This window comes from Nocardia sp. NBC_00565 (assembly GCF_036345915.1).
GTDB lineage: Bacteria > Actinomycetota > Actinomycetes > Mycobacteriales > Mycobacteriaceae > Nocardia.
The window spans coordinates 7,678,325-7,698,075 of record NZ_CP107785.1 but is presented as its reverse complement, the minus strand read 5'-3'; the positions used below and the strand labels follow the sequence as shown (position 1 = coordinate 7,698,075).

Below are 19,751 nucleotides of genomic sequence, written 5' to 3'. Positions count from 1 at the left end.
AGTGGCCACGACGACGGTGCACGACGTTCTGAAGGCGATCCGCGAGGGTTCCGCCTCGAATCGCGATCGCGGTACGCGCTTCGAGGAATTGATGCTGCAGTACCTCAGCACGGACCCGGAGTGGACCGAGCAGTTCAGCCGGGTGTGGATGTGGGCCGACTGGCCCGGAGCCGAGGACGACAAGCGCGACACCGGGATCGACCTGGTTGCCCAGGACCGGGAGACGGGCGGCTTCTGCGCGATCCAGTGCAAATTCTATGAGCCGCAGTACACCGTCAGCAAAGAAGACATCGACTCCTTCTTCACTGCGTCCGGCAAGGGTGGCTTCACCCGCCGCATGATTATCTCGACAACCGACAAGTGGGGCGTGCACGCCGAGGCAGCCCTCAACGACCAACAGATCCCTGTCACCCGCCTCGGGCTGTCACAGATTGCCAGCAGTCCGGTGGAGTGGCACCTCCCCGCAGTTGGTGCTCCCATCGAGCTGGGCCTGCAAAAGAAGAAGGAGCCGAGGAAGCACCAGGACGCCGCGATCGACGACGTCTTCGCGGGATTCGCGAGCAACAACCGCGGCAAGTTGATCATGGCTTGCGGCACCGGCAAGACCTTCACCGGACTGAAGATCGTCGAGCGGCTGCAGCAGGAGCGCGCCGAGGCTGGGGTGGGAGACCACACAACTATCCTGTTTCTGGTTCCTTCCATCGCTCTGCTCTCGCAGACGCTGCGTGAATGGTCGTTCGAGACCGAGGTTCCGCTGCGCGGTTTTGCGGTGTGCTCCGACCGAAAAGTCGGCAAGCAGCAAACTATGGGCGATGACAACGACATGGCCACCTACGACCTGGCTTTGCCACCGACCACGGACTCGGACCGCCTGATCCAGCAGATGGCCTCGGTGGAGTCGACCGCTGGGCTGACCGTGGTGTTCTCGACCTACCAGTCCATCGCCACCGTCGCTGAGGCACAGAAGAAAGGGCTGGCACGCTTCGATCTCATTCTGTGCGACGAGGCACACCGCACGACCGGTGTCACTTTGGCAGGGAACGACGAGTCGGCGTTCGTCAGGGTCCACGACGACACCTACCTCGGTGCGGACCGGCGCCTCTATATGACAGCGACCCCGCGCATCTACAACCAGGACACCAAGGCAGATGCGAAGAACGCAGACGCAGTCCTGACCTCGATGGACGACGAGAAGATGTTCGGACCGGAGTTCCACCGCCTGGGCTTCGGCAAAGCGGTGGCAAAGGGCCTGCTCACCGACTATAAGGTCCTGATCCTCACCATCGACGAGGGCGTCGTCGCCAAGACCCTCCAGAAGGGCCTCGCCAGCGGATCCGAGCTGAACATCGACGACGCATCCAAGATCATCGGCTGCTGGAACGCAATGGCCAAGCGCACCGGCACCTTCGCTGACGGCTCCGGCTTCGCCGAGGGCGAGGCACCGATGAAGCGGGCTGTCGCCTTCGCTCGCTCCATCGCTGATTCGAAGGAGATTGCCGCCCGCTTCAACGAGGTTGTCGATGCCTACGACGATGCGGACGACGACCTGTTGCACTGCGAGGTCGACCATGTAGACGGCACCTTCAACACCCTGCAACGCAACCGGCTCCTCGACTGGCTCAAACAGGATCCGGGCCAAAATCAAGCGCGCATCCTCTCCAACGCCCGCTGCCTGTCCGAGGGTGTTGACGTTCCCAGCCTGGACGCTGTCCTGTTCCTGCACCCCCGCAACTCGGTCGTCGACGTCGTCCAGTCCGTCGGCCGCGTGATGCGCCTGGCCCCCGGCAAGAACTACGGCTACATCATCCTGCCCGTCGCCATCCCCGCCGGGATGCCAGCCGAGAAGGCGCTCGCCGACAACCAGCGGTTCAAAACCGTGTGGCAGGTCCTTCAGGCTCTGCGCGCCCACGACGACCGGTTCAACGCGACCGTCAACCAGATCGAGCTGAACAAGAACAAGCCCGACAACAAGATCGGCATCGGCCACATCGGCCCCAGCGACGAGACCATCGGCGACAAGGACGGCTCCAGCACCTCCGACAGCGGCCAAGCAGCCAAGGACAAGGAAGCCCAGAGTGCCCAGGGCATCCAGGACGCACTCTTCTCCATCAGCGACTGGCGCGACGCCATCTACGCCCGCATCGTCGACAAGGTCGGCGAACGTCACTACTGGGAAGACTGGGCCAAGGACATCGCTCAGATCGCCGACCGACACGTCACTCGCATCAAGGCAGCACTGACGATCCCCGAGAAGCAGACGGCATTTGAAGAGTTCGTCTGCGAGCTGCGCGAGACAATTAATCCTGGTGTCACCAATTCTGACGCCATCGACATGCTTGCCCAGCACATCGTCACCAAGCCAGTCTTCGACGCCCTGTTCAAGGACTACGGCTTCTCCGAGCACAACCCTGTCTCCAAGGCCATGCAGCGGATGCTCGACATCCTCGACGACCAGGGTCTGGACGCAGAGGCCAAGACTTTGGAGGGCTTTTACCAATCGGTGAAGGTTCGCGCTGAGGGTATCGACAACCATGAAGGGCGCCAGCGCGTTATCGTCGAGTTGTACGACAAGTTCTTCAAGACCGCGTTGCCCAAGACTGCAGACGCCCTCGGTATTGTCTACACCCCCATCGAAATCGTCGACTTCATGCTCCGCGCGACAGAACAGGCTTTGGTCAAACACCTCGGTCACTCCTTTTCGGACGAAGGTGTCGAGATCATCGACCCGTTTGTTGGAACCGGCACCTTTCCGGTGCGTCTCCTTCAATCCGGCCTCATCAAGCCAGAAGACCTGCTGCGGAAGTACACGAGTGAACTGCACGCCAACGAAATCGTGCTCCTCGCGTACTACATTGCCGCAATAAACATCGAAGCGGCCTTCCATGACCTTGCTGGCGGTGATTACAACTCCTTCGAAGGCATCGTGCTCACGGACACCTTCCAACTCGCCGAGGGCACGGCGAAGCTTGACGGTATGGACGTCATGGAGGGGAACAGTGCGCGCGCTAAGAAGCAGCAGAAGCAGAACATTCGTGTCGTTATCGGAAACCCTCCTTACTCGGTGGGACAGAACAGTGTCAACGACAACAATCAGAACCAAAAATATGTGGATCTCGACGGTCGTATCGCTGAGACATATGTAGCTGGCTCCGTGGCTGGCAACAAAAACAAGCTCTACGACTCATACATTCGCGCAATCCGCTGGGCTTCTGACCGCATCAAAAACGAAGGTGTTGTCGCCTTTGTATCTAACAGCGGATATGTCGACGGTACAAGCACAGACGGACTGCGTAAGTCGCTAGTGGATGAGTTCGACGCGATCTACTGCTACAACTTGCGAGGCAATCAGCGGACCGACTGGCGCAAGGAGGGTGAAAAGGTATTCGGTGAAGGAAGTCAAACTGGAGTCGCCATCCTGATACTGGTCAAAGGCGATAAGAGCGCCACCGCGGGCGAAGGCTGCGCTCTTTACTACCGGGATATCGGTGATGCCCGGACCCGAGACGAAAAGCTACGCACAATCGCCGCTCAGAGTCTGGATACCGTACCGTGGGAACAGATTACTCCCAATGCCGAAGGCGACTGGATCAATCAACGTGACGATCAGTTCGCAACATTCCAGGCCATCAGCGACAAGGATAAGGTGCGCGGACAGAATGCGGTCTTCTCGGTCTACTCCTATGGGTTGAATACAGCTCGTGACACCTGGATCTATAATTTTTCCGGCGAAACGGTCGCTACAAATATGAAGTCACTTATTGACTTCTACAACGGGCAGGTCGACGAGTTTAGTGAGCACTGCCGAACCCAAGGTTTGATGTCGCCAACGGCTAAAGATGCCGAGCAGTGGGTCGACATGGACTCGCGGCGCATCAGCTGGAATCGGGCCGACAAGTCCCGAGTGGCCCGTGGCGAAAAGTACGAGTTCAATCCGCAGGCTATTGCTATCGCCGCCTACCGTCCGTTCAACAAAACGCGGTGTTACTTCGATTCACGACTCACACACGATACGTCCAAGCTGCCCAGGATCTTTCCAACACCGGCGGAAGTGAATTTTGGTTTCTACGCGACAGGTACCGGCAGTGGCAAGCCGTTCTCCGTGTTAGCTGTCGACCAGGTTCCTGACCTCGCCACTTGGGGATCGGGTACGGGACAGTTCTATCCCCGCTTCACCTACCGCAAGCTCGGCCAAGGCGACGATCTTTTCGCAGCAGCGGGCGAAGGTGGCTATGAGCGCGTCGACAACATCACCGATGCCGCCTTGGCGTCCTACCGTGCAGTCTATGCCGACGAGGTAATCAGCAAGGACGATATCTTCTACTACACGTATGGACTGCTCCACTCTGCCGAGTACCGCGATCTTTTCGCCGCTGACCTAAAGAAGTCCCTTCCTCGCATTCCCAAGGTGGACGACTTTCGAGGCTTCGCCGAGGCTGGCCAGAAGCTCGCCAGCCTGCATATCAACTATGAGCAGGCGGAGCCGTACAAGGGCATCGTCGAGAAAGTAACCGGCGACGCATCCAGTACCCAAGCCGACGAGCTGTACAGGGTCGCGAAGATGAAGATCCCCAAGGCGAAGGGAAAGCAAGATCGTTCGACGATCGTCTACAACAGTCGAGTCACCCTCACCAATATTCCGGAGGAGGCGTATCGCTACCAGCTCGGAGCGCGTTCTGCGATCGAGTGGATCATCGACCGGTATCAAATCAAGGTCGACAAGGAGTCGGAGATCGTCAACGACCCCAACGACTGGTCCGACGATCCGCGGTACATCATCGACCTCATCCGGCGGATTGTGACTGTCAGCCTGGAGACCATGAAAGTCGTGGACGGATTGCCGCCACTACAGATCCTGGATTGAAGTTCGGCACACTGACCGCGCACTGGGCTTGGATAAGACGAGACGAAGGCTATGGCAGCGCTGTGCTGGATCAGGCCGTCTCTCGACTCGATTGTCATGATGACCAGCAATCTCGCGGTCGGAGTGTGTTCTACGGCGGACCGGGAGTCGGCGATCGTTCAGGGGTACGCGATGTTTTGCGAGCTCCTCGCACATGGTGGTGGATCGGTGGAGTTCGACGCCGACGACCGGACCTGCTCGCGTTGCGCACCGCGCCGAGCTACCTGTCCGATCTCGCCGACCGGATCGGTGTCTCGCGCCGAATCTTGTCCAACCATCTGACTCGCGTACTGAAGAATCCAGCGTGACTGTTCACGTCACGCGCCAGGCCGCCGACCCGGATTGGCGCTGACATCGGAGCTGACATACATAGGGTCGCGCGCGAGGATCCCCGTCGGCTGTGCGCATTACGCGGCAGGTGTGGTCGGCTGAGACTCGAGCAGAGAGGCCGGCAGCAGGTCCCGATACTCCGCGCGCACATATTGCAGCCCCTCGGTGATCGACGGGTCGTGCTCAAGGGTGGACGTAACGAAGTCCAATCGGCGCTTGTTCTCGTCGATGATGTCCCGCCACCGTCGCACGAATCCTCGTACATGCGGTCTGCCAGGCTTGGATGGTGGCGATAGGAACTGACCAGTTTCTCGGTACCGCTCCGGAATCCGGTCGTCGACGAGGTCGTCGAAATCCGTCCCAACGAGGATGAAATCCCACGATGATCGGTCAGTGGCGAAGGCGGCGGTGGTGCGAACCGTGTTGATATAGCCCTCGAGCTGATTGAGCTCTTTCTGGGTGAGCGTGACGTTCGGGGCCTTGAGCTCGATCACGAGATGCCGGATACGGTCGTGCTCCTTGTATTGCGCGGCGAGGTGCAGGTCGACCCGTCCGCTAGTCCCATCCCACCGCGTGACGGGCGTAACGTCACTGGCGGGTAGCCCTTCGAGCAGGAGATGGGTGCGCAGGAGTTCGGTGAGGCCCCGCTCGCTGTTCATGAGGTGATAGCCCTCGCCGAAGATCCACAGTTCTCGCTCCAAGATCTTGTGGAGATGGTCGCGTTCACCGACGCGGCCCGCGTCGCGGGGGTCGAAAATGAGGTGTTGGAGCCCAGCTAGGAACTTGTGCCGACTCGTGACCAGGTTCGCCGACCTGATAATTGCCGACAAGGTGGTCTCGCTGAGCAGCCGTGTCAGGGTGTCACGGTCTGCCTCGTTCAAGGACACGACTTCGTGCAGGATCGTCGTCAGCTGATCCGGGTCGTGACGTATCGCGTCTCGGAGAAGCACCAGGGTCAGGCGGGCGTCGTTCTTGTTCTTCGAGATGTGCGGCACGAGAGTGCCTGAGACGACGTCGAAGACAGCCCGTTCCGCCCGCTCAGGCTCACTGGCAGGTTCACCCTGGTACGGGTAGGCACCCGTTTCTTTCCACTGATCGACTTGCTCACGTCGGCGTTCGCGCCGACGCCCAGCGAAGTGCTCACGGATCGCCTTACGGATCGCCTGCCACAACTCGCCGACCGGCTCCGGCGCCATATCGCCGAGCCCGAGCAATGCGAGCTGAGCAGTGCCCAGGCCCGGCCAGGTGACATACGCCGAATAAGCAAACTGTCCCTCGATATCGCTGCCGGATTCTTCGTACGGGAAGTGGTCTTCATCGGGACCGAAGTAGATGGCCCGGTGCTTTCCGGATCGCCATTCGATGATCCGAACAGTCGCCTCGTTGCTCGTGGTGCCGTCGCCGAAGCTCACCGGGACACGTTTGTCGTGGAGCATTTCCTGGGAAGGATCGAGCGTTGTCTTGTCGAAGGTGACCGTCAGATTGGTCTGCTCGTTCAGCAGGATCGGAGCGAAGTGCGACCGAAGCGTCGCGAGGGCAGTGTCTACCTCCAGTGCCGCGAGTGAACGCTGTTGGTCGTTGTGGATGGTGACCGTCGTACCAGTCCTAGGGACAACAGATGCGGCGGCATCCCATCGGAAGACGTGCCGATTGTTGTGGCTGCCGGAAATCGTCACTTCTTGACGTACCCCTGCGGTGTTGCTGCTCACGCTGGCCCAGGTGACGCGGGTCCCGAGAGCGAAGGCGCGCAGGCGCCCCTCGCCCAGCTTGCCGTGCAGGTAGCGCTGACCGTTCTTCGTCTTCTCGGTGCGTTTCTTCCATGAATCGCCGATTCGGCCGAATGTCGATTCCACCTCGTCGGAGCTGATTCCGTGGCCGTCATCCACGACGCGCACGGCAGCGATCGCGTCCGCCGTGTTGCGCTCCAACTCGACTGCGACTGTTGTGGCCTCGGCATCGATAGCGTTCCAGACAAGCTCGACGACGGCGCGTACTGGGTCGCCCTCGTGAGCTATGCGAGCGACAAGGTCATCGCCAGCCTTAAGGATCAGGTCTTCCACCCGATAAGCCTAGTCACCGGCGCACCTGACTGATGAAGATCGACAGGCACCGATCGAGGGTTGCGATCCGTTCTATAGACACTTCATTCGGTTCATCATCACCCTCCGGCCGGCCCGCCGCAACGCACCGGCGGGTCTCCAGATCATGGGTGCAGCAATCTCTTTGGTTGAACTAGCCCCAGCCCGGCTGGATGACCAGATGCGCACTGGCCGGGGGTGTCGCTGGCCGGGAATACTGTTGCTGTATGGGGATTTTGCCTCGGGTGCAGCTTCGCGACTGGGATGCCTGTGATTCATCGACGCACAACACCGTGTTCGGTTGGTGTGATCACCCAGAGGTGCCGGTGCATGCCTCACGGGCAATGGTGGCCGCGATGGTGTTCCGGGTCCCTGATCTGGCAACCAGCTCTCGCCGTCTGGCGGCCCATACTGTTCTCGGGGCACGGAAGGCGATGGTGTGAAACAGCTCGGCTGACACGCGGCATTGCTCGATGAGTAGATTTCGCAGATTCCATCTTGTTCGAGTCATGCTGGGTCAACCGAAGCGATCGATGGATCCCGCTGCCTTTCAGCGTGTTCGAGCGTCTTGGCTACGGCGGAAAGGACTGCTGTCGTCGATGCTCGGTAACATCGCCCCTCGGTTCGTCATGTGTGCGGTTCTGACCTCTGAGAGGCAACCAGATGTACTTGAGCAAGCTTTCGGTTCGTGGTCTGCGGGCGAGCGCAGACAGTGAGCTTGAGGTGCGGCTTCCGGGGCGGTTCGCGGTCCTGGTCGGAGCGAATAGCTCCGGCAAGACGACGTTCAGTGATGCCGCATACCTTGGGCATGGTGAGACATTTCCTGCCCTAGGACGTTTCAGCGCGGCGTCGCTCGGCAGCGGTGAGCGCGGAATCGACGTCGAGTGCAGGTTGCAGCCGCCTGGCGCGGCGGAAGGTCCGCTCGGCATACAGCTGATATCGCAGTCGGGAGCACTTCAACCAGGTGATGTTGCGGCTACATGGCGAAAGACCCTGTCTCGCAATCTCGGCACCATCCGATCACAGTGGGACCAAGGTCATGAACTTGCCTCTGCGGTGAAGCTGATCTACTTACCGGCGCAACGAAACCCCATCGACGAGTTGGCTCGACGTGAAGCGCGCATTCTTGTGGAACTGCTACGCGCACAACAACAGCGCCTCGATAAGACACGCAATCTCACTGGGTTGCGCGCCCGTGCGTGGGGTCTGTTGGAAGCGCTCTCCGCGGATCCGCTCATTCAGGCGGTAGAGGAGCGCGTTACGGCACACCTGAACTCGCTGACAGCTGGTGTCGCGAGGCAATGGCCATACGTGCGGGGCCAACGCGTGGACGATGCCTACCTTGCTCGCGTCCTCGAGTTGATGCTGTCGGTTCTTGAGGGGCGCAGTCACGCTCGGCCGCTCGATGTTTCGGGCCTTGGGTATGTGAACCTGCTGCACATCGCTGTCACGCTCGCTGCGATCCCTGACCCCTCGACCGGCGGAAGCTTGCTTGCGACAACCGTGCTAGGTGACGGCGCGGCTTCTGCCACCGACGAGACCACCACGGATGCAGTGAATTCCAACAGTCCGGTACCTGATGTGTCGGACGCTGACCAGGCCCGAGGTCTCCTTGCGCAGGCGCGAGAAGAGGCCGAAATCGCGGAGGACTCGTTCTTCCAGGAAGCGCCGTTCCACGCCACGGTCCTTATTGAAGAGCCCGAGGCCCACTTGCATCCGCAGTTGCAACATGCGTTGGTGCGGCACCTGCGCCGGACTGTGGCCGATCGCCCTGAACTGCAGGTTGTGCTATCCAGTCACGCTCCGGATGTCATCACCTCGGCACTGCCCGAGGACATTGTCGTGCTGCGACGTCTCGGTGATGGGCGGCATGTCAGCCGTAGCGTCGCCATGATTCCCCTGAAGCAACGTGACGATGTGCTTCGCAAGGCGCGCTTGCATTTGGACTCCAGCCGTACGACTTCCCTTTTTGCCGAACGACTCGTCTTGGTGGAAGGAGTCACTGAAGTTGCTGTGCTCCGTGAGTTGGCATGGGTTTGGGCATCTGAGGACTTGGCCAAGCAAGCCTTTATTGATGCGCTCACGATCGTTGCAATGGGCACCAGAGTCGGTCCTTGGCCCGTTCGACTGCTCGCGACACGCGATCATGAGCTCTGTCACCGGCTAGCTGTGCTGTCCGACAGCGACAAAGAGCTAGACGAAATTCCGACGCCGCCGGCGTGGGTCGCCGATCACGATCCTGATGTCGTGCAGGTCTTCCACAGTCACCCGACCCTTGAACCAGCGCTGACGCCCGGGAACGAGGATCTGGTGAGAGCGGCTCTGGACGCGATCGGCGTTGCGGTCGCGGATCCTCTCACAGTCGAGAGTGTTCGTGACGCCTTTAGAAGCGCGCGTGCGCAGACGGCCACCCGGCCTGCCTCTCCGGCAGGTCCTGCGGCCCGCAAGAAGGGTGAGTTCGCACTGGCCTTCGCCGAGCGGATCGTCCTCGCCCGTGAGCAGGGAACTGAAGTCACCGTGCCAGCTCACATCAACGACATGCTCTTCTTCCTCTATCCATCACCGGCGTCTCCCTCTGTTCCCGATGACCAGGTCGATATCGATGACAATCCCGCAGGTGGGTCGAGTAGCGGCGAGATGTCGGCATCGGGAACCCGATAGTGAGCAGCGATCCTGCACTTAAGGCACTCACAGACGAACAGCTCGTCGCAGCCGGGACAAGCTGCTCCCGCGTCTTCATCGAAGCGGCACCCGGCTCTGGCAAGACAACCGTTGCAGCGCAGCGATTCGGTGTACTGCGATATACGCAGCGCGTGCTGCCAAACGGCCGCCCTGACTCACGAGCTGTCGTAGCGGTAAGTTTCACGCGCTCGGCGACATGGGAACTGCGCCAGCGAGTCCGCCGCAGTTGGGGGCCGACCGCATTGACCTGGCCGCATCGCATATGCACCCTCGACACGTTGCTATGCGATCTGCTGCAGGATTTGTTGTTGTGCGGACTGGTGCAATGGCCCGGTGGGCACACGACACTTGAGGTCCATGACTCGTGGAAAGTCCTTGTCAGACACGGGTTCACGAAAATCGAATGGGGGGTTAGCGTTGACTCGACAGGGCACATCTTCGTCGGTCAGCGCCGCCACGAGAAAGGCGCGCCCCGCCCCGAGCCAGCATTGATGAAGGCAGCGGTTCGGGCTGGGCGCTGTACGCACGATGACGTCCGGCGGGTTCTAACTCTGTCGCTGCGCCGGCCCGAAGTGCAAGCACGCGTTACCGATCGGTTGAGGCAGACGATCCACAGTCTCATCGTCGACGAGGTTTATGACGCCAATTCGCTGGATCTTGCGCTGATCACATCCGTTGTCAGGGCTGGCTCGCAAGTAACCGTAATTGGCGATCCCTGGCAAGCGCTGTACGGTTTCCGCGGCGCCAAACCCGACAAGGTTCCCGAGCTCATCGCAGATGCGGACATGGAAACGTTGCCGTTGTCGCGCTCGTTTCGCTGGCGTAGCAACGAACAACGTGCGCTCGCGGAGGATTTGCGCGCCGGGCATGGCATCAGCCTGCCGCACAAAGAGCTCAACTCAGATTGCGATGTCGTCCTGGCTGGTGTCTGGGACGATCTGTGGACAGTCAGTGAGTCGGTGTTGCCCCTGGCCTGGGTGTCCGCCAAGGGCAACCTGGTCGAGGCCGCGACGACGCTGCTCCTCAATCAGGTAGCTGTTGACCTGCTCGGTGTCGAGGCGACCTTCCTCGCCGATGCTCTTGCGACACTGGGCATCACCGACCGGGCGGCCATCGAACGGCTCGAATCGCCCTTCGCTGAACTCCTTGCAGCATTGGCCGAAGCCACCACCGCCAAGCAATTCAACGACGGTTACTACAGTCTCATCGCTGCAATCAGCCAAGAGAGCGCACGGGAATTCCCGCCGAAAGCGCACGCAAACTACACAGGACGACTCCGGCGTCTTGCGCCGAGGCTCCGACTAGGCGATCGCGCGTGCATTCCAGGCATGACTGTTCATCAAGCGAAAGGCCGGGAATGGGACCATGTCGGGATTCGTCTCACCGACCCTGATCGCGACATTCTCGCGGGCGGGCTCGATCCGATGCTGGAGTCTCATCGTTCCCTGTACGTCGCATGTACGCGGGCACGATACTCGACCGTCGAAATCCTCGTTGGGTCGATCTGACCCGCTCTCGGCTGCCCCGATCGCGTCCGGCCCAACAACCTCGGGCGAACCGAACCAGGTTGAAGTGCCTCACTGTTGGGTGCCTAGGTCGGATTGAAGGTCTGATGCCGCCGATCGTTGCCAGTCCAGGAGTGACACCACGCGTGCAGTCAGTCGCTGGTCGGCTGCTGCCTGTACATCCGCTTCGGTTGTGCGGTCCTTGGGCGCTCGGGAGGTGACGGTGTGGAAAAGCTCGGCTGGTACCCGGCACTGCTCGATGAGCAAGGCTTCGCTGATTCCCTCTTGTTCGAGCAGTTCCACCGCTCGCGGGAGTAGCGATGGTTGCTCGATGATGTTGACCAAGCCGGGTTCGCTTCTGCGCCAACCACGGGTCGAGATGGTTGTCATGGCGTTGCGGTAGGAGACGTCACTGAGTTGTCCGAGCCAGCGGGCGCGGTAGAGCAGGGCTTGGATGCTGACGCCCCAGTGTTCTTTGAGCTGGGCGAGTGTCCGCCAGGCGTTGCCGCTCATGGTGGTGGGTAGTAGGTGGCGGATCTGTTCGGCTGGCATCAGGAGTTCGGCGGCGAAGCGATTGGCTTGGTCTTCGACGATTCGCCCCCCGGGTTCGGCGTCGCTGTGCATGACCAGATGACCCAATTCGTGTGCGGCGTCGAAGCGTTGGCGGTAGTAGTCGTGTTTGATCGGGTTGAGGACTACCACTGGTCGCAGTCGACTGTCGAAGGAGTAAGCGTCTACCGATGCTGCTTGCGGTGGGCTGAAGACCACTAAGGCGCCGTGGTTCTCCACCAGGCGGACGAGGTGGCGGATCGGTCCTGCCCCCAGATCCCACTGCTCGCGGACGAGGTGCGCGGCCCGCTCGGGGGTGTCGCTTTCGCGGTCATCCACTGGCACTGGGAGATTCGGCATGGCAGGGGCCGGGAACTCGACGTGCCGTTCGAGGCTGGAGGCGATATCCACGGCCAGCTGGCCGTAAGCGAAGGCTTGGTCACGGGCCAGCTGGCTTGTCGAACGCAGCGAACGAAAATGTGGTGTCGTGCTCAGCGCGGCGACGTTGTCGGGGCGGACCGCGAAGAACCCCGGATCCACCGAGAGGCTCAAGGCGAGTTGAGCCACCGTGGCGGCCGAGGGTCGTTTAGCACCCGACTCCCACGCCGCCACCGCGGTCGGACTTTTGTCGAGAAGGGCCGCGAGATCACTCTTTCGAAGCCCTGCCAGATGCCTGGCCAGCGTCAGGCGAGGTCCGTCGAAGAAAGCGGCGACGTCCGCTGTCCGATCCGAGGTAGGAGTGCGTGGGCTCACTGCTCACCATTGGCGTGACCATCACGCAGCTCGGCCGCAGGGCGCCGAAGCCGCACCGGCGCATCAGGAACCGACTCCGGACCCGTTGGAAGCGGCGCATCGCCCATCACACGACCACCAGCGGTGGGCGGAATGCTGAGAAGATCATGACGCCAATCCCACGCCTGACCGCCCCCGGAGTTCAAACGAGCACGCCCGATCACAAGCTCGCCCTTCTGGCTGAGCGGATCAAGACTGTGAGCGACGACAAGGGTCGGAAGATCTAGATCCTCGTCAGCCTGCACCATGCCTTCCAGGCCCCCGATCTCGTCCAGCGCGAGCCCTTCGAACAACGACGGCTGTGGAGGCTCTGGATTGCGCTGCCCTGCAACCTTCTGCTTCGTCGCGCTCTTCTGAGGCCACGGCAGCTCGGCGACCTTCCCGAACACGCACGACGCCAACAGGAATCGCCACTGCTGATAGGCCCAGCCGGGACTGCCATTGAGATTCGAGCGGCGAACCAGCCCGGCATCGAGGGCAGGGATCGACTCGACATCTCGCTCGGACAGGTCGGCATACAGCAGATCAATGTCATCCGTGTCGTTACCGGACCGCACAGCGAAGCGCTCGCAGGCGAACACACGGTCCAACCGGTCACGCAGCAGCGTGAACCGAGTCATACCAAGCCACGCGGCGTCGTGGCCGTCCGTCGGCGAATAGGTGTCCAGAGACCGAGTCGTGGCTGAATCGTAGGCCCAGCGAATCCCGGCCAAGACCCCGGCTTCACCGAACTCCGCGATGACTTCCTGCTGTTCGCTCACGACGCGTAATCTACACCGATACCAGTAGATTACGTGTCAAACTGAACCACATCGGCGTGTTGACGCAGTCTGGAACACCAATGTTCACGCTGTCAGCTCTGTACCGCAGCGGCTGTACCGGTCAGTTCTGGGTCTTTGCGCTGGGCGGCTTTGAAGTCACGGTCTGTGTTCGAGTGGTCGGCGGCCTTATCGTCTAGCTTCCCTGATTGCGTCGGCGATGTGCCATAGGCGTTGCCCTCAACGGCCCTGTGCGGTCGCAATAGTGAGGGAGTGCGGATTGGTGGACGGGACTCTATCCCGTCTATCTGGAGGTTCTTGAATTGCCGAATCCTCGTCCGCGTGTGCGTCGTGATGGCACGGTGCTGTGGCAGGTCCCGATCCGCATCGCTCGTGATGGGCGTGTGGTGCAGAGCTCGAAATCGTTTCCGACGTTGGAGGCTGCGATCGGGTGGGCGCAGTTGGTCGACAAGCTCGGTGTCGTGGATGCGATCGCGTTGCTGGAGTTTCAACGTGGCAGCACCGTCGCGCCGACGACGGTGACCGAGTGGCTCAATGCCTATGTCGATCATCTGACTGGGGTCGAGCCGTACACGAAACGTAAGTACCGCGCATACATCCTCAACGACATTGCCCCGTTCATGGGACACCTGCCGTTGGAAGCGGTTACTCAGTTCACCGATGCTGCATGGGTGTTGTGGCTGGAGGAGAGGGGCAACAGCGGTAAGACCATCGCCAACAAGCACGGTTTCTTCGCTTCGGCGATGGCCGCGGCCGCGCGGATGCGGCCCAAGCCGTTGATCGCCTACAACCCTTGCATCGGCACCCGGCTCCCGCGCCATGACGTGCCGGAGATGATGTTCTTCGAACCCGCCGAGTACGCGCTGCTCCTGTCAGCGATGCCCTAACGGTGGCATGCCCAGACCGAGTTCTGTCTGGCGTCGATGGCGCGACCGAGTGAGGTTGGTGCGCTGACCGTGGGTGATGTCAATAGGGATACCGGTGGGGTGCGGATCAATAAGGCGTTCAAGTACACCGGCACCGGGTGGCGGTTGGGGCCGCCGAAGACCAAGCGGGGTGTGCGGACGGTGAACGTCCCGTTCGAGACCATTGGACTGTTGGATCTGGATCGCCCGCACGACGCGTTGTTGTTCCAAACCCGGCGTGGTACTCCGATCCGTGCGGCCTACTTTTATCAGGAAGCATTCCTGCCCGCCCTGCGGGAGCTGGTCGTGGTCGACGATCAGGGCAACGTAGTGGTGGATCGGCTCGGCGGTAAGCGTCCGAGTCCGTATACGTTGCGGCATACCGGGATCAGTTGGCGGTTGCTGGGTGGTGTGCCGATGTTCGTGGTGTCCCGCGATGCCGGGCACGACTCCTACGACACGACCGATAAGCGGTACGGGCATCTGGACCGCACCGCGAGTGCCGCGGCGGCGCAAGTTCTGGCCGCAAGGATCCCGCGATTGAAGCACCTGCAAGACCCGACGCTGTAGGTCTGTGGCCCGGTTGGCTGATCGGACTTTGGTCAACCGGGCTACTGCTGCCGTGACCGATTTTGATGGTGACCCGAACCCGTATGGGGCCCGTGATCCCCCGGCGGGGGATGTTGACCGGGTCAGCACCTGAGCGTTACCGTAATGATCGTAAGCGTGCCGAAATCACTTGGAACGCAGGATATTGCACCGAAATTGACGTGCGAGCACGGGGAACCGGAAGTTCAAGTCCCCCTTCGCCCACAGTTTCAGTGTAGCCGCAGGTCAGAGGGTGCTCCCTCTGACCTGCGGCTTTTTTCGTCAACAGGATTTTGTTGATTGGAATGACGCCGCGGGGCTCGAATTCATCGACCTCTGACAGAAACACCGCACGACCAGTTTGCTGATGGGATGCTGGAACGCGCAAGGCAGTCGACTACGCGTGCCACGGCCGTAGCAGAGGGGATCGACTTCGGGCCGCCGCAGTGCGCAGGACTTCGGACATCAGTGCAATCGACCTCTATGAAACCCCCGGCATGTCCGGGTGGCACGCCGTGGAAGGGGAGAACCATGAAGCTCATAGTCATCGGCGGTACCGGACGGATCGGCTCGCAGGTGGTCCAGAAGTTGACCGCAGCCGGACATGAGGCCGTCCCTGCGGCACCGTCCACCGGTGTCGACCTGATCACGGGCAAGGGTCTGGACCAGGTGCTGGAGGGCGCCGACGTCGTGGTCAACGTGGCGAACTCGCCGACCTTCGACGAGGCGTCGGTGGACTTCTTCCGCACCTCCATGAACAACCTGCTCGCCGCCGGAGACAGGGCCGGTGTCGGGCACCAGGTCGTCCTCTCGATCGTCGGAGTGGACCAGGTGCCCCAGCTGGACTACTACCTGGCCAAGACCCTGCAGGAGGACCTGCTCCGGCAGGGGCCCACGCCGTACTCCATCGTGCGCGCCACCCAGTTCTTCGAGTTCATGGACGCGGTCTTGTCCTGGACCTCCGACGGCGACACTGTCCGGCTGCCCGCAACCCCGCTCCAGCCGATCGCCGCCGCCGACATCGTCGACGCGGTCGTCGAGGTCTCCACCGGTACTCCGCTACAAGGGATCTGGAACGTCGCAGGCCCGGATATCTTCCCCTTCGACGAACTCGGCAGGATCACCCTCGCGGCACAGCACGACAGCCGGAAGGTGATCACTGACGACACAGCTGGCATGTTCGCAGCCGTCACCGGCGATGTGCTCATCGCGGGACCGGACGCACACCTGGCACCGACGCACTACCAGGACTGGATCCAGCAGGCCCACTGAATCAGGGATACCGGCTGCTCGGTAGGTGCGCGGGCGTCGAGGTTCTGGTCTGGTGAGCGAACCAGAACGAGGCAGTGCGAGGCGGGTTCATCCAGCGGACCCTGCCCTGGACGTGTACGTGCCCGCCGAGGCAGTGTCGACAGATTCCGGACTCGATCCCATCCAGCACAAGCGCGCCCGTCAGCGCTGATTTTCCTGCGGGTGCTACGCCGGGCGGGTCGGACTCGATAACCGTGTAAGCGAACGACGGCAACAGACTCGAGGACACGATGGATCTCGTAACCACCACCCCCAGGACGTTTCACGCGGTGCGGGGTGCGCTCATTGCCGGCGCGATCGGGATCGCGATCGTGTCGGCAGCTGTGGTGTGGGCCGTGCTGAGTATGCGAGGGCTCGAGGGCACCGCGCGCACTGATGGCACGGTGTTGTTCGCCGGCCGAGGTGATGGTCGGGTGGTCGAATTCGTCGTCGATGGAAAGCGGTACACGACCACAACCGCGACGGAAAGTGTGCTGCACACCTACTCGACCGGTGCGCGGGTGCCCGTTGCCTACGACCCGGCCGATCCCGCCGACGCGCAGGTGGCGGATCTGCACTCGACCTACGGCGGGCCGCTGTTCGCGGGCGGATTCGGCGTTCTGATCATCGCTGCCGCCGTCGTTGGATACGTCTACGGGCGGCGCAAGATGAAACTGCGGGAATGGCTCGATCGGCAGGGTCGCGAAATCTGGGTTCCGGCCGAACACACCCGCGTGCGGGTCACCCACCACGACTCCGACAGCAACCGGCCATCGGTCTTCGTCCTGCAGGGTTGCTGGGTCGACCCGATCACGCGGCGAACCTTTACCGCGGAGAGCGATATGTTGCGCGAGGATCCGAGCGAACTCGTGAGCTTTCGCGGGCGAGTCCGCGTGCTCTACGACCCGGCGGATCCGACCCGCAATCGCATCGATTTCGATCAGAAGCCACAAGTTCGACAGTTCTGACCAACGCCGAGGGGAAATCCGATGCGGTGGTGCGCGAGGATGTGCCCACGGCGATTTCGCTGGGGCAGGCCGAATCGATAATCGCGGCCGCTCGCAAGACAGCAGCCGAACTGGGGGTTTCCGGTGCCGGCTGCTCGATCACGGACCATAAGATCGGCACGGCTGCTCTCGCTCGACTGGATTGAACCTTTCCCGGATAGATCCGCTAGCGGGGCCCCGGCCGTGCACCGGGGCCCCGAAGGTCCATGTGCTAGGCGCGAAGCGGTGCGAGCGCACCACCGATTTGTGCCTCGGATAGGAAATCAGCCACCGACAGCGACAACCTCGTGCTGATCTCGCCCAATCCGGACATCAAGGCCTGCATCGGTTCTGTGCCGGTCGTTCTGATCATCATCGGTGCGGGCTGCAAGCCCTCGATCCGTAGTCGACAGATATAGCTGGAATCGGTCGACGAAAACGGTTGCGGCGCACCGACTGTCACGAGCACTGATCGGCCGCTTCGTTGAATCTTCCTGGTAACCAACACTCTGCCAACCCCGACTGTCATAGCGAAACAGTATGGCCTGCATCGGGTATCGACCTTTTGGGTATCGGCGTGTCCGAGAAACCCGGCGCGTCCCGACGGCATCACACCGGTCACAAAATAGACCACACGGTTTCTTTGTGTGTCACGTAGTGCCTGCGGCGGTGAGCTGTTCGGCTTCGTCGGCGCCAACAGGGCGAGGTACTCGGCATCGGATCGTCACCATCGCGCAGGTTGCTTCGATGGCTGTGGCGGGCACCCTGACCGGGTGTCATTGCGCGCGGCGGTCACCGTGGAATGAATTGATACTCCGGATCGGTCGCGGCTTCCGGATCGGGAATACGTGGTGTCGGTGCGTGACTGGACGGAATTACGTTGCTAGAAGGTGGGATTATGAATAGGAGCGCAAGCGCAGTACGCAATGCTCGCGGCACGTGTTCCGTCACCAATCTCGCGTTCGTCGGACTACTCGTCCCCGCCCTGACCGCGCTCGGTGTATCGACTGCTCCCGTCGACCCGGTTACTCGGCCGATGGGATACCCGACCGAGGTTGTCGCACAGGATGGCTCGCGTATTACCGATATCGAGAGCATCGACAACCGCCACCTCCGGCTGCGGGTCTACTCCGCGGCGATGGACGAGACCTTTCCGGTGGAGATTCAGCGCCCAGCGGATACTTCGAGGCCGCGGCCGAGCCTGTATCTACTGAATGGTGCGGGTGGCGGCGAGGACGACGCATCCTGGCAGGCGCAGAGCGATGCTCGGGAATTCATGTCCGACAAGAACGTCAACCTCATCATGCCGGTCGGTGGCAGGTTCAGCTACTACGCGGACTGGATCAAGGATGACCCGGTACTCGGCCGCAACAAATGGAAGACCTACCTGACCGACGAACTGCCGCCGCTGATCAACGCCGCGCTGAACACGAACGGGGTCAACGCGATTGCGGGAGTTTCCACCTCGGCGACCACCGTGCTGGCACTGCCGATAGCCGAGCCGGGCCTCTACAAAGCGGCCGCTGCCTATAGCGGATGTGTCCAGACCAGCGATCCGATGGGGGCGCGGTTCGTGAAACTCGCCGTCGCCTGGGGCGGCGGCAGCGCCGAAAACATGTGGGGCCCGGCCGATTCGCCGGGGTGGGCGGAGAATGACCCCTATCTGCATGCCGAGCGACTGCGCGGGCTGGATATGTACATCTCATCGGGCAATGGTCTGCCCGGGAAATACGAAACGCTGGAGCGAGAGCAGGAAAAGTCCGCCCTGGGCGGCATGGCGAACCAGATCCTGGTCGGTGGCTTGATCGAGGCCGCCACGAACTACTGTGCGCACAATCTGCAGGCGAAGCTCAACTCGCTCGACATCCCCGCGACCTATCACTTCACCTCGGGTACGCACTCGTGGGGTTACTGGCAGGACGAACTCAAACGGTCCTGGCCGGTGCTCGCACGCGGGATGGGCGTATCCGAGCAGTAACCGGCAGTATTCACTTCCCAGCCAGCGAGGGGTGAATTCATGACGATGCTCAAATCTCGACAATTGATCGCCACACGCGCTACCGGCGGATTCGCCAGGGGTCGTTCATTACTAGGCCCGGGAACCGCCGCCGCGGATTTGATCGACGATGTGGATCCGCTGTTGACTTCGACATGCTCCTTCCCGTAGATCGACGCGGCGACGCACGCAGTAGCGCCGGCCGCCGCCGACACGCCGCAGTAGTTCAACGATGACGAACCGAACAGTTAGCATGATCGGAGCCGCTAGACCAACCCGCACGTAATTGACACAGGAGGAACTGTGCTGCTGCCAGGCGTTGGAAGTGTTGTTGGCCTTGCCGTCGCTACGATCGGTGTGATCGTCGGTCT

12 protein-coding genes and 1 pseudogene are annotated in these 19,751 nt (G+C 61.5%); 9 read left to right on the top strand and 4 right to left on the bottom strand.

Annotated elements, in window-relative coordinates; translation table 11 throughout:
• The first annotated feature begins 1 nt into the window (after window position 1).
• Together OG874_RS35515 and OG874_RS44970 are read left to right on the top strand one after the other, a co-directional pair.
• A complete protein-coding gene (locus OG874_RS35515) occupies window positions 2-4,861 on the top strand; it encodes a DEAD/DEAH box helicase (protein WP_330251412.1) in 4,860 nt (1,619 codons plus the stop codon).
• 51 nt (window positions 4,862-4,912) lie between these two features.
• A pseudogene (locus OG874_RS44970) lies at window positions 4,913-5,038 on the top strand (hypothetical protein); the annotation flags it as partial.
• Window positions 5,039-5,307: 269 nt separating this feature from the next.
• On the opposite strand, the gene OG874_RS35505 reads toward OG874_RS44970, so the two are convergent.
• The gene (locus OG874_RS35505; RefSeq protein ID WP_330251411.1) at window positions 5,308-7,290 is read right to left on the bottom strand and encodes an ATP-binding protein; all 1,983 of its coding nucleotides are present in this window, start codon (window positions 7,288-7,290) and stop codon (window positions 5,308-5,310) included.
• 681 nt (window positions 7,291-7,971) lie between these two features.
• Between OG874_RS35505 and OG874_RS35500 the strand changes: the two genes are divergently transcribed.
• Complete coding sequence (locus OG874_RS35500; protein WP_330251410.1) at window positions 7,972-9,969, top strand: ATP-dependent nuclease; 1,998 nt, start codon at window positions 7,972-7,974, stop codon at window positions 9,967-9,969.
• On the top strand, window positions 9,969-11,498 hold the full coding sequence (locus OG874_RS35495) for a UvrD-helicase domain-containing protein (protein ID WP_330251409.1): 1,530 nt from the start codon (window positions 9,969-9,971) through the stop codon (window positions 11,496-11,498). The genes OG874_RS35500 and OG874_RS35495 overlap by 1 nt, the downstream gene beginning before the upstream one ends.
• A 69-nt stretch (window positions 11,499-11,567) precedes the next feature.
• On the opposite strand, the gene OG874_RS35490 is transcribed toward OG874_RS35495, so the two are convergent.
• Together OG874_RS35490 and OG874_RS35485 are read right to left on the bottom strand one after the other, a co-directional pair.
• Window positions 11,568-12,797 carry an XRE family transcriptional regulator gene (locus OG874_RS35490; RefSeq protein WP_330251408.1) on the bottom strand — a complete coding sequence of 410 codons (1,230 nt, stop codon included), beginning with the start codon at window positions 12,795-12,797 and terminating at the stop codon, window positions 11,568-11,570.
• Complete coding sequence (locus OG874_RS35485) at window positions 12,794-13,597, bottom strand: hypothetical protein (protein WP_330251407.1); 804 nt, start codon at window positions 13,595-13,597, stop codon at window positions 12,794-12,796. Before OG874_RS35485 ends, OG874_RS35490 begins: the two co-directional genes overlap by 4 nt.
• A 458-nt stretch (window positions 13,598-14,055) precedes the next feature.
• On the opposite strand from OG874_RS35485, the gene OG874_RS35480 reads away from it, so the two are divergent.
• From OG874_RS35480 to OG874_RS35465, 4 genes are all read left to right on the top strand, one after another.
• Window positions 14,056-14,502: a hypothetical protein gene (locus OG874_RS35480; RefSeq protein ID WP_330251406.1), complete on the top strand. Its 447-nt coding sequence runs from the start codon at window positions 14,056-14,058 to the stop codon at window positions 14,500-14,502.
• Between the two features lie 36 nt (window positions 14,503-14,538).
• Window positions 14,539-15,090, top strand: coding sequence for a site-specific integrase (locus OG874_RS35475; RefSeq protein WP_442943178.1), 552 nt, complete (start codon window positions 14,539-14,541; stop codon window positions 15,088-15,090).
• Between the two features lie 549 nt (window positions 15,091-15,639).
• Complete coding sequence (locus tag OG874_RS35470) at window positions 15,640-16,380, top strand: SDR family oxidoreductase (protein WP_330251405.1); 741 nt, start codon at window positions 15,640-15,642, stop codon at window positions 16,378-16,380.
• A 269-nt stretch (window positions 16,381-16,649) separates the two neighbouring features.
• On the top strand, window positions 16,650-17,366 hold the full coding sequence (locus OG874_RS35465; RefSeq protein WP_330251404.1) for a DUF3592 domain-containing protein: 717 nt from the start codon (window positions 16,650-16,652) through the stop codon (window positions 17,364-17,366).
• 250 nt (window positions 17,367-17,616) lie between these two features.
• On the opposite strand, the gene OG874_RS44965 is transcribed toward OG874_RS35465, so the two are convergent.
• A complete protein-coding gene (locus tag OG874_RS44965; protein WP_442943462.1) occupies window positions 17,617-17,913 on the bottom strand; it encodes a DUF6968 family protein in 297 nt (98 codons plus the stop codon).
• 369 nt (window positions 17,914-18,282) lie between these two features.
• Between OG874_RS44965 and OG874_RS35460 the strand changes: the two genes are divergently transcribed.
• Complete coding sequence (locus OG874_RS35460; protein ID WP_442943177.1) at window positions 18,283-19,362, top strand: alpha/beta hydrolase; 1,080 nt, start codon at window positions 18,283-18,285, stop codon at window positions 19,360-19,362.
• Window positions 19,363-19,751 lie beyond the last annotated feature (389 nt).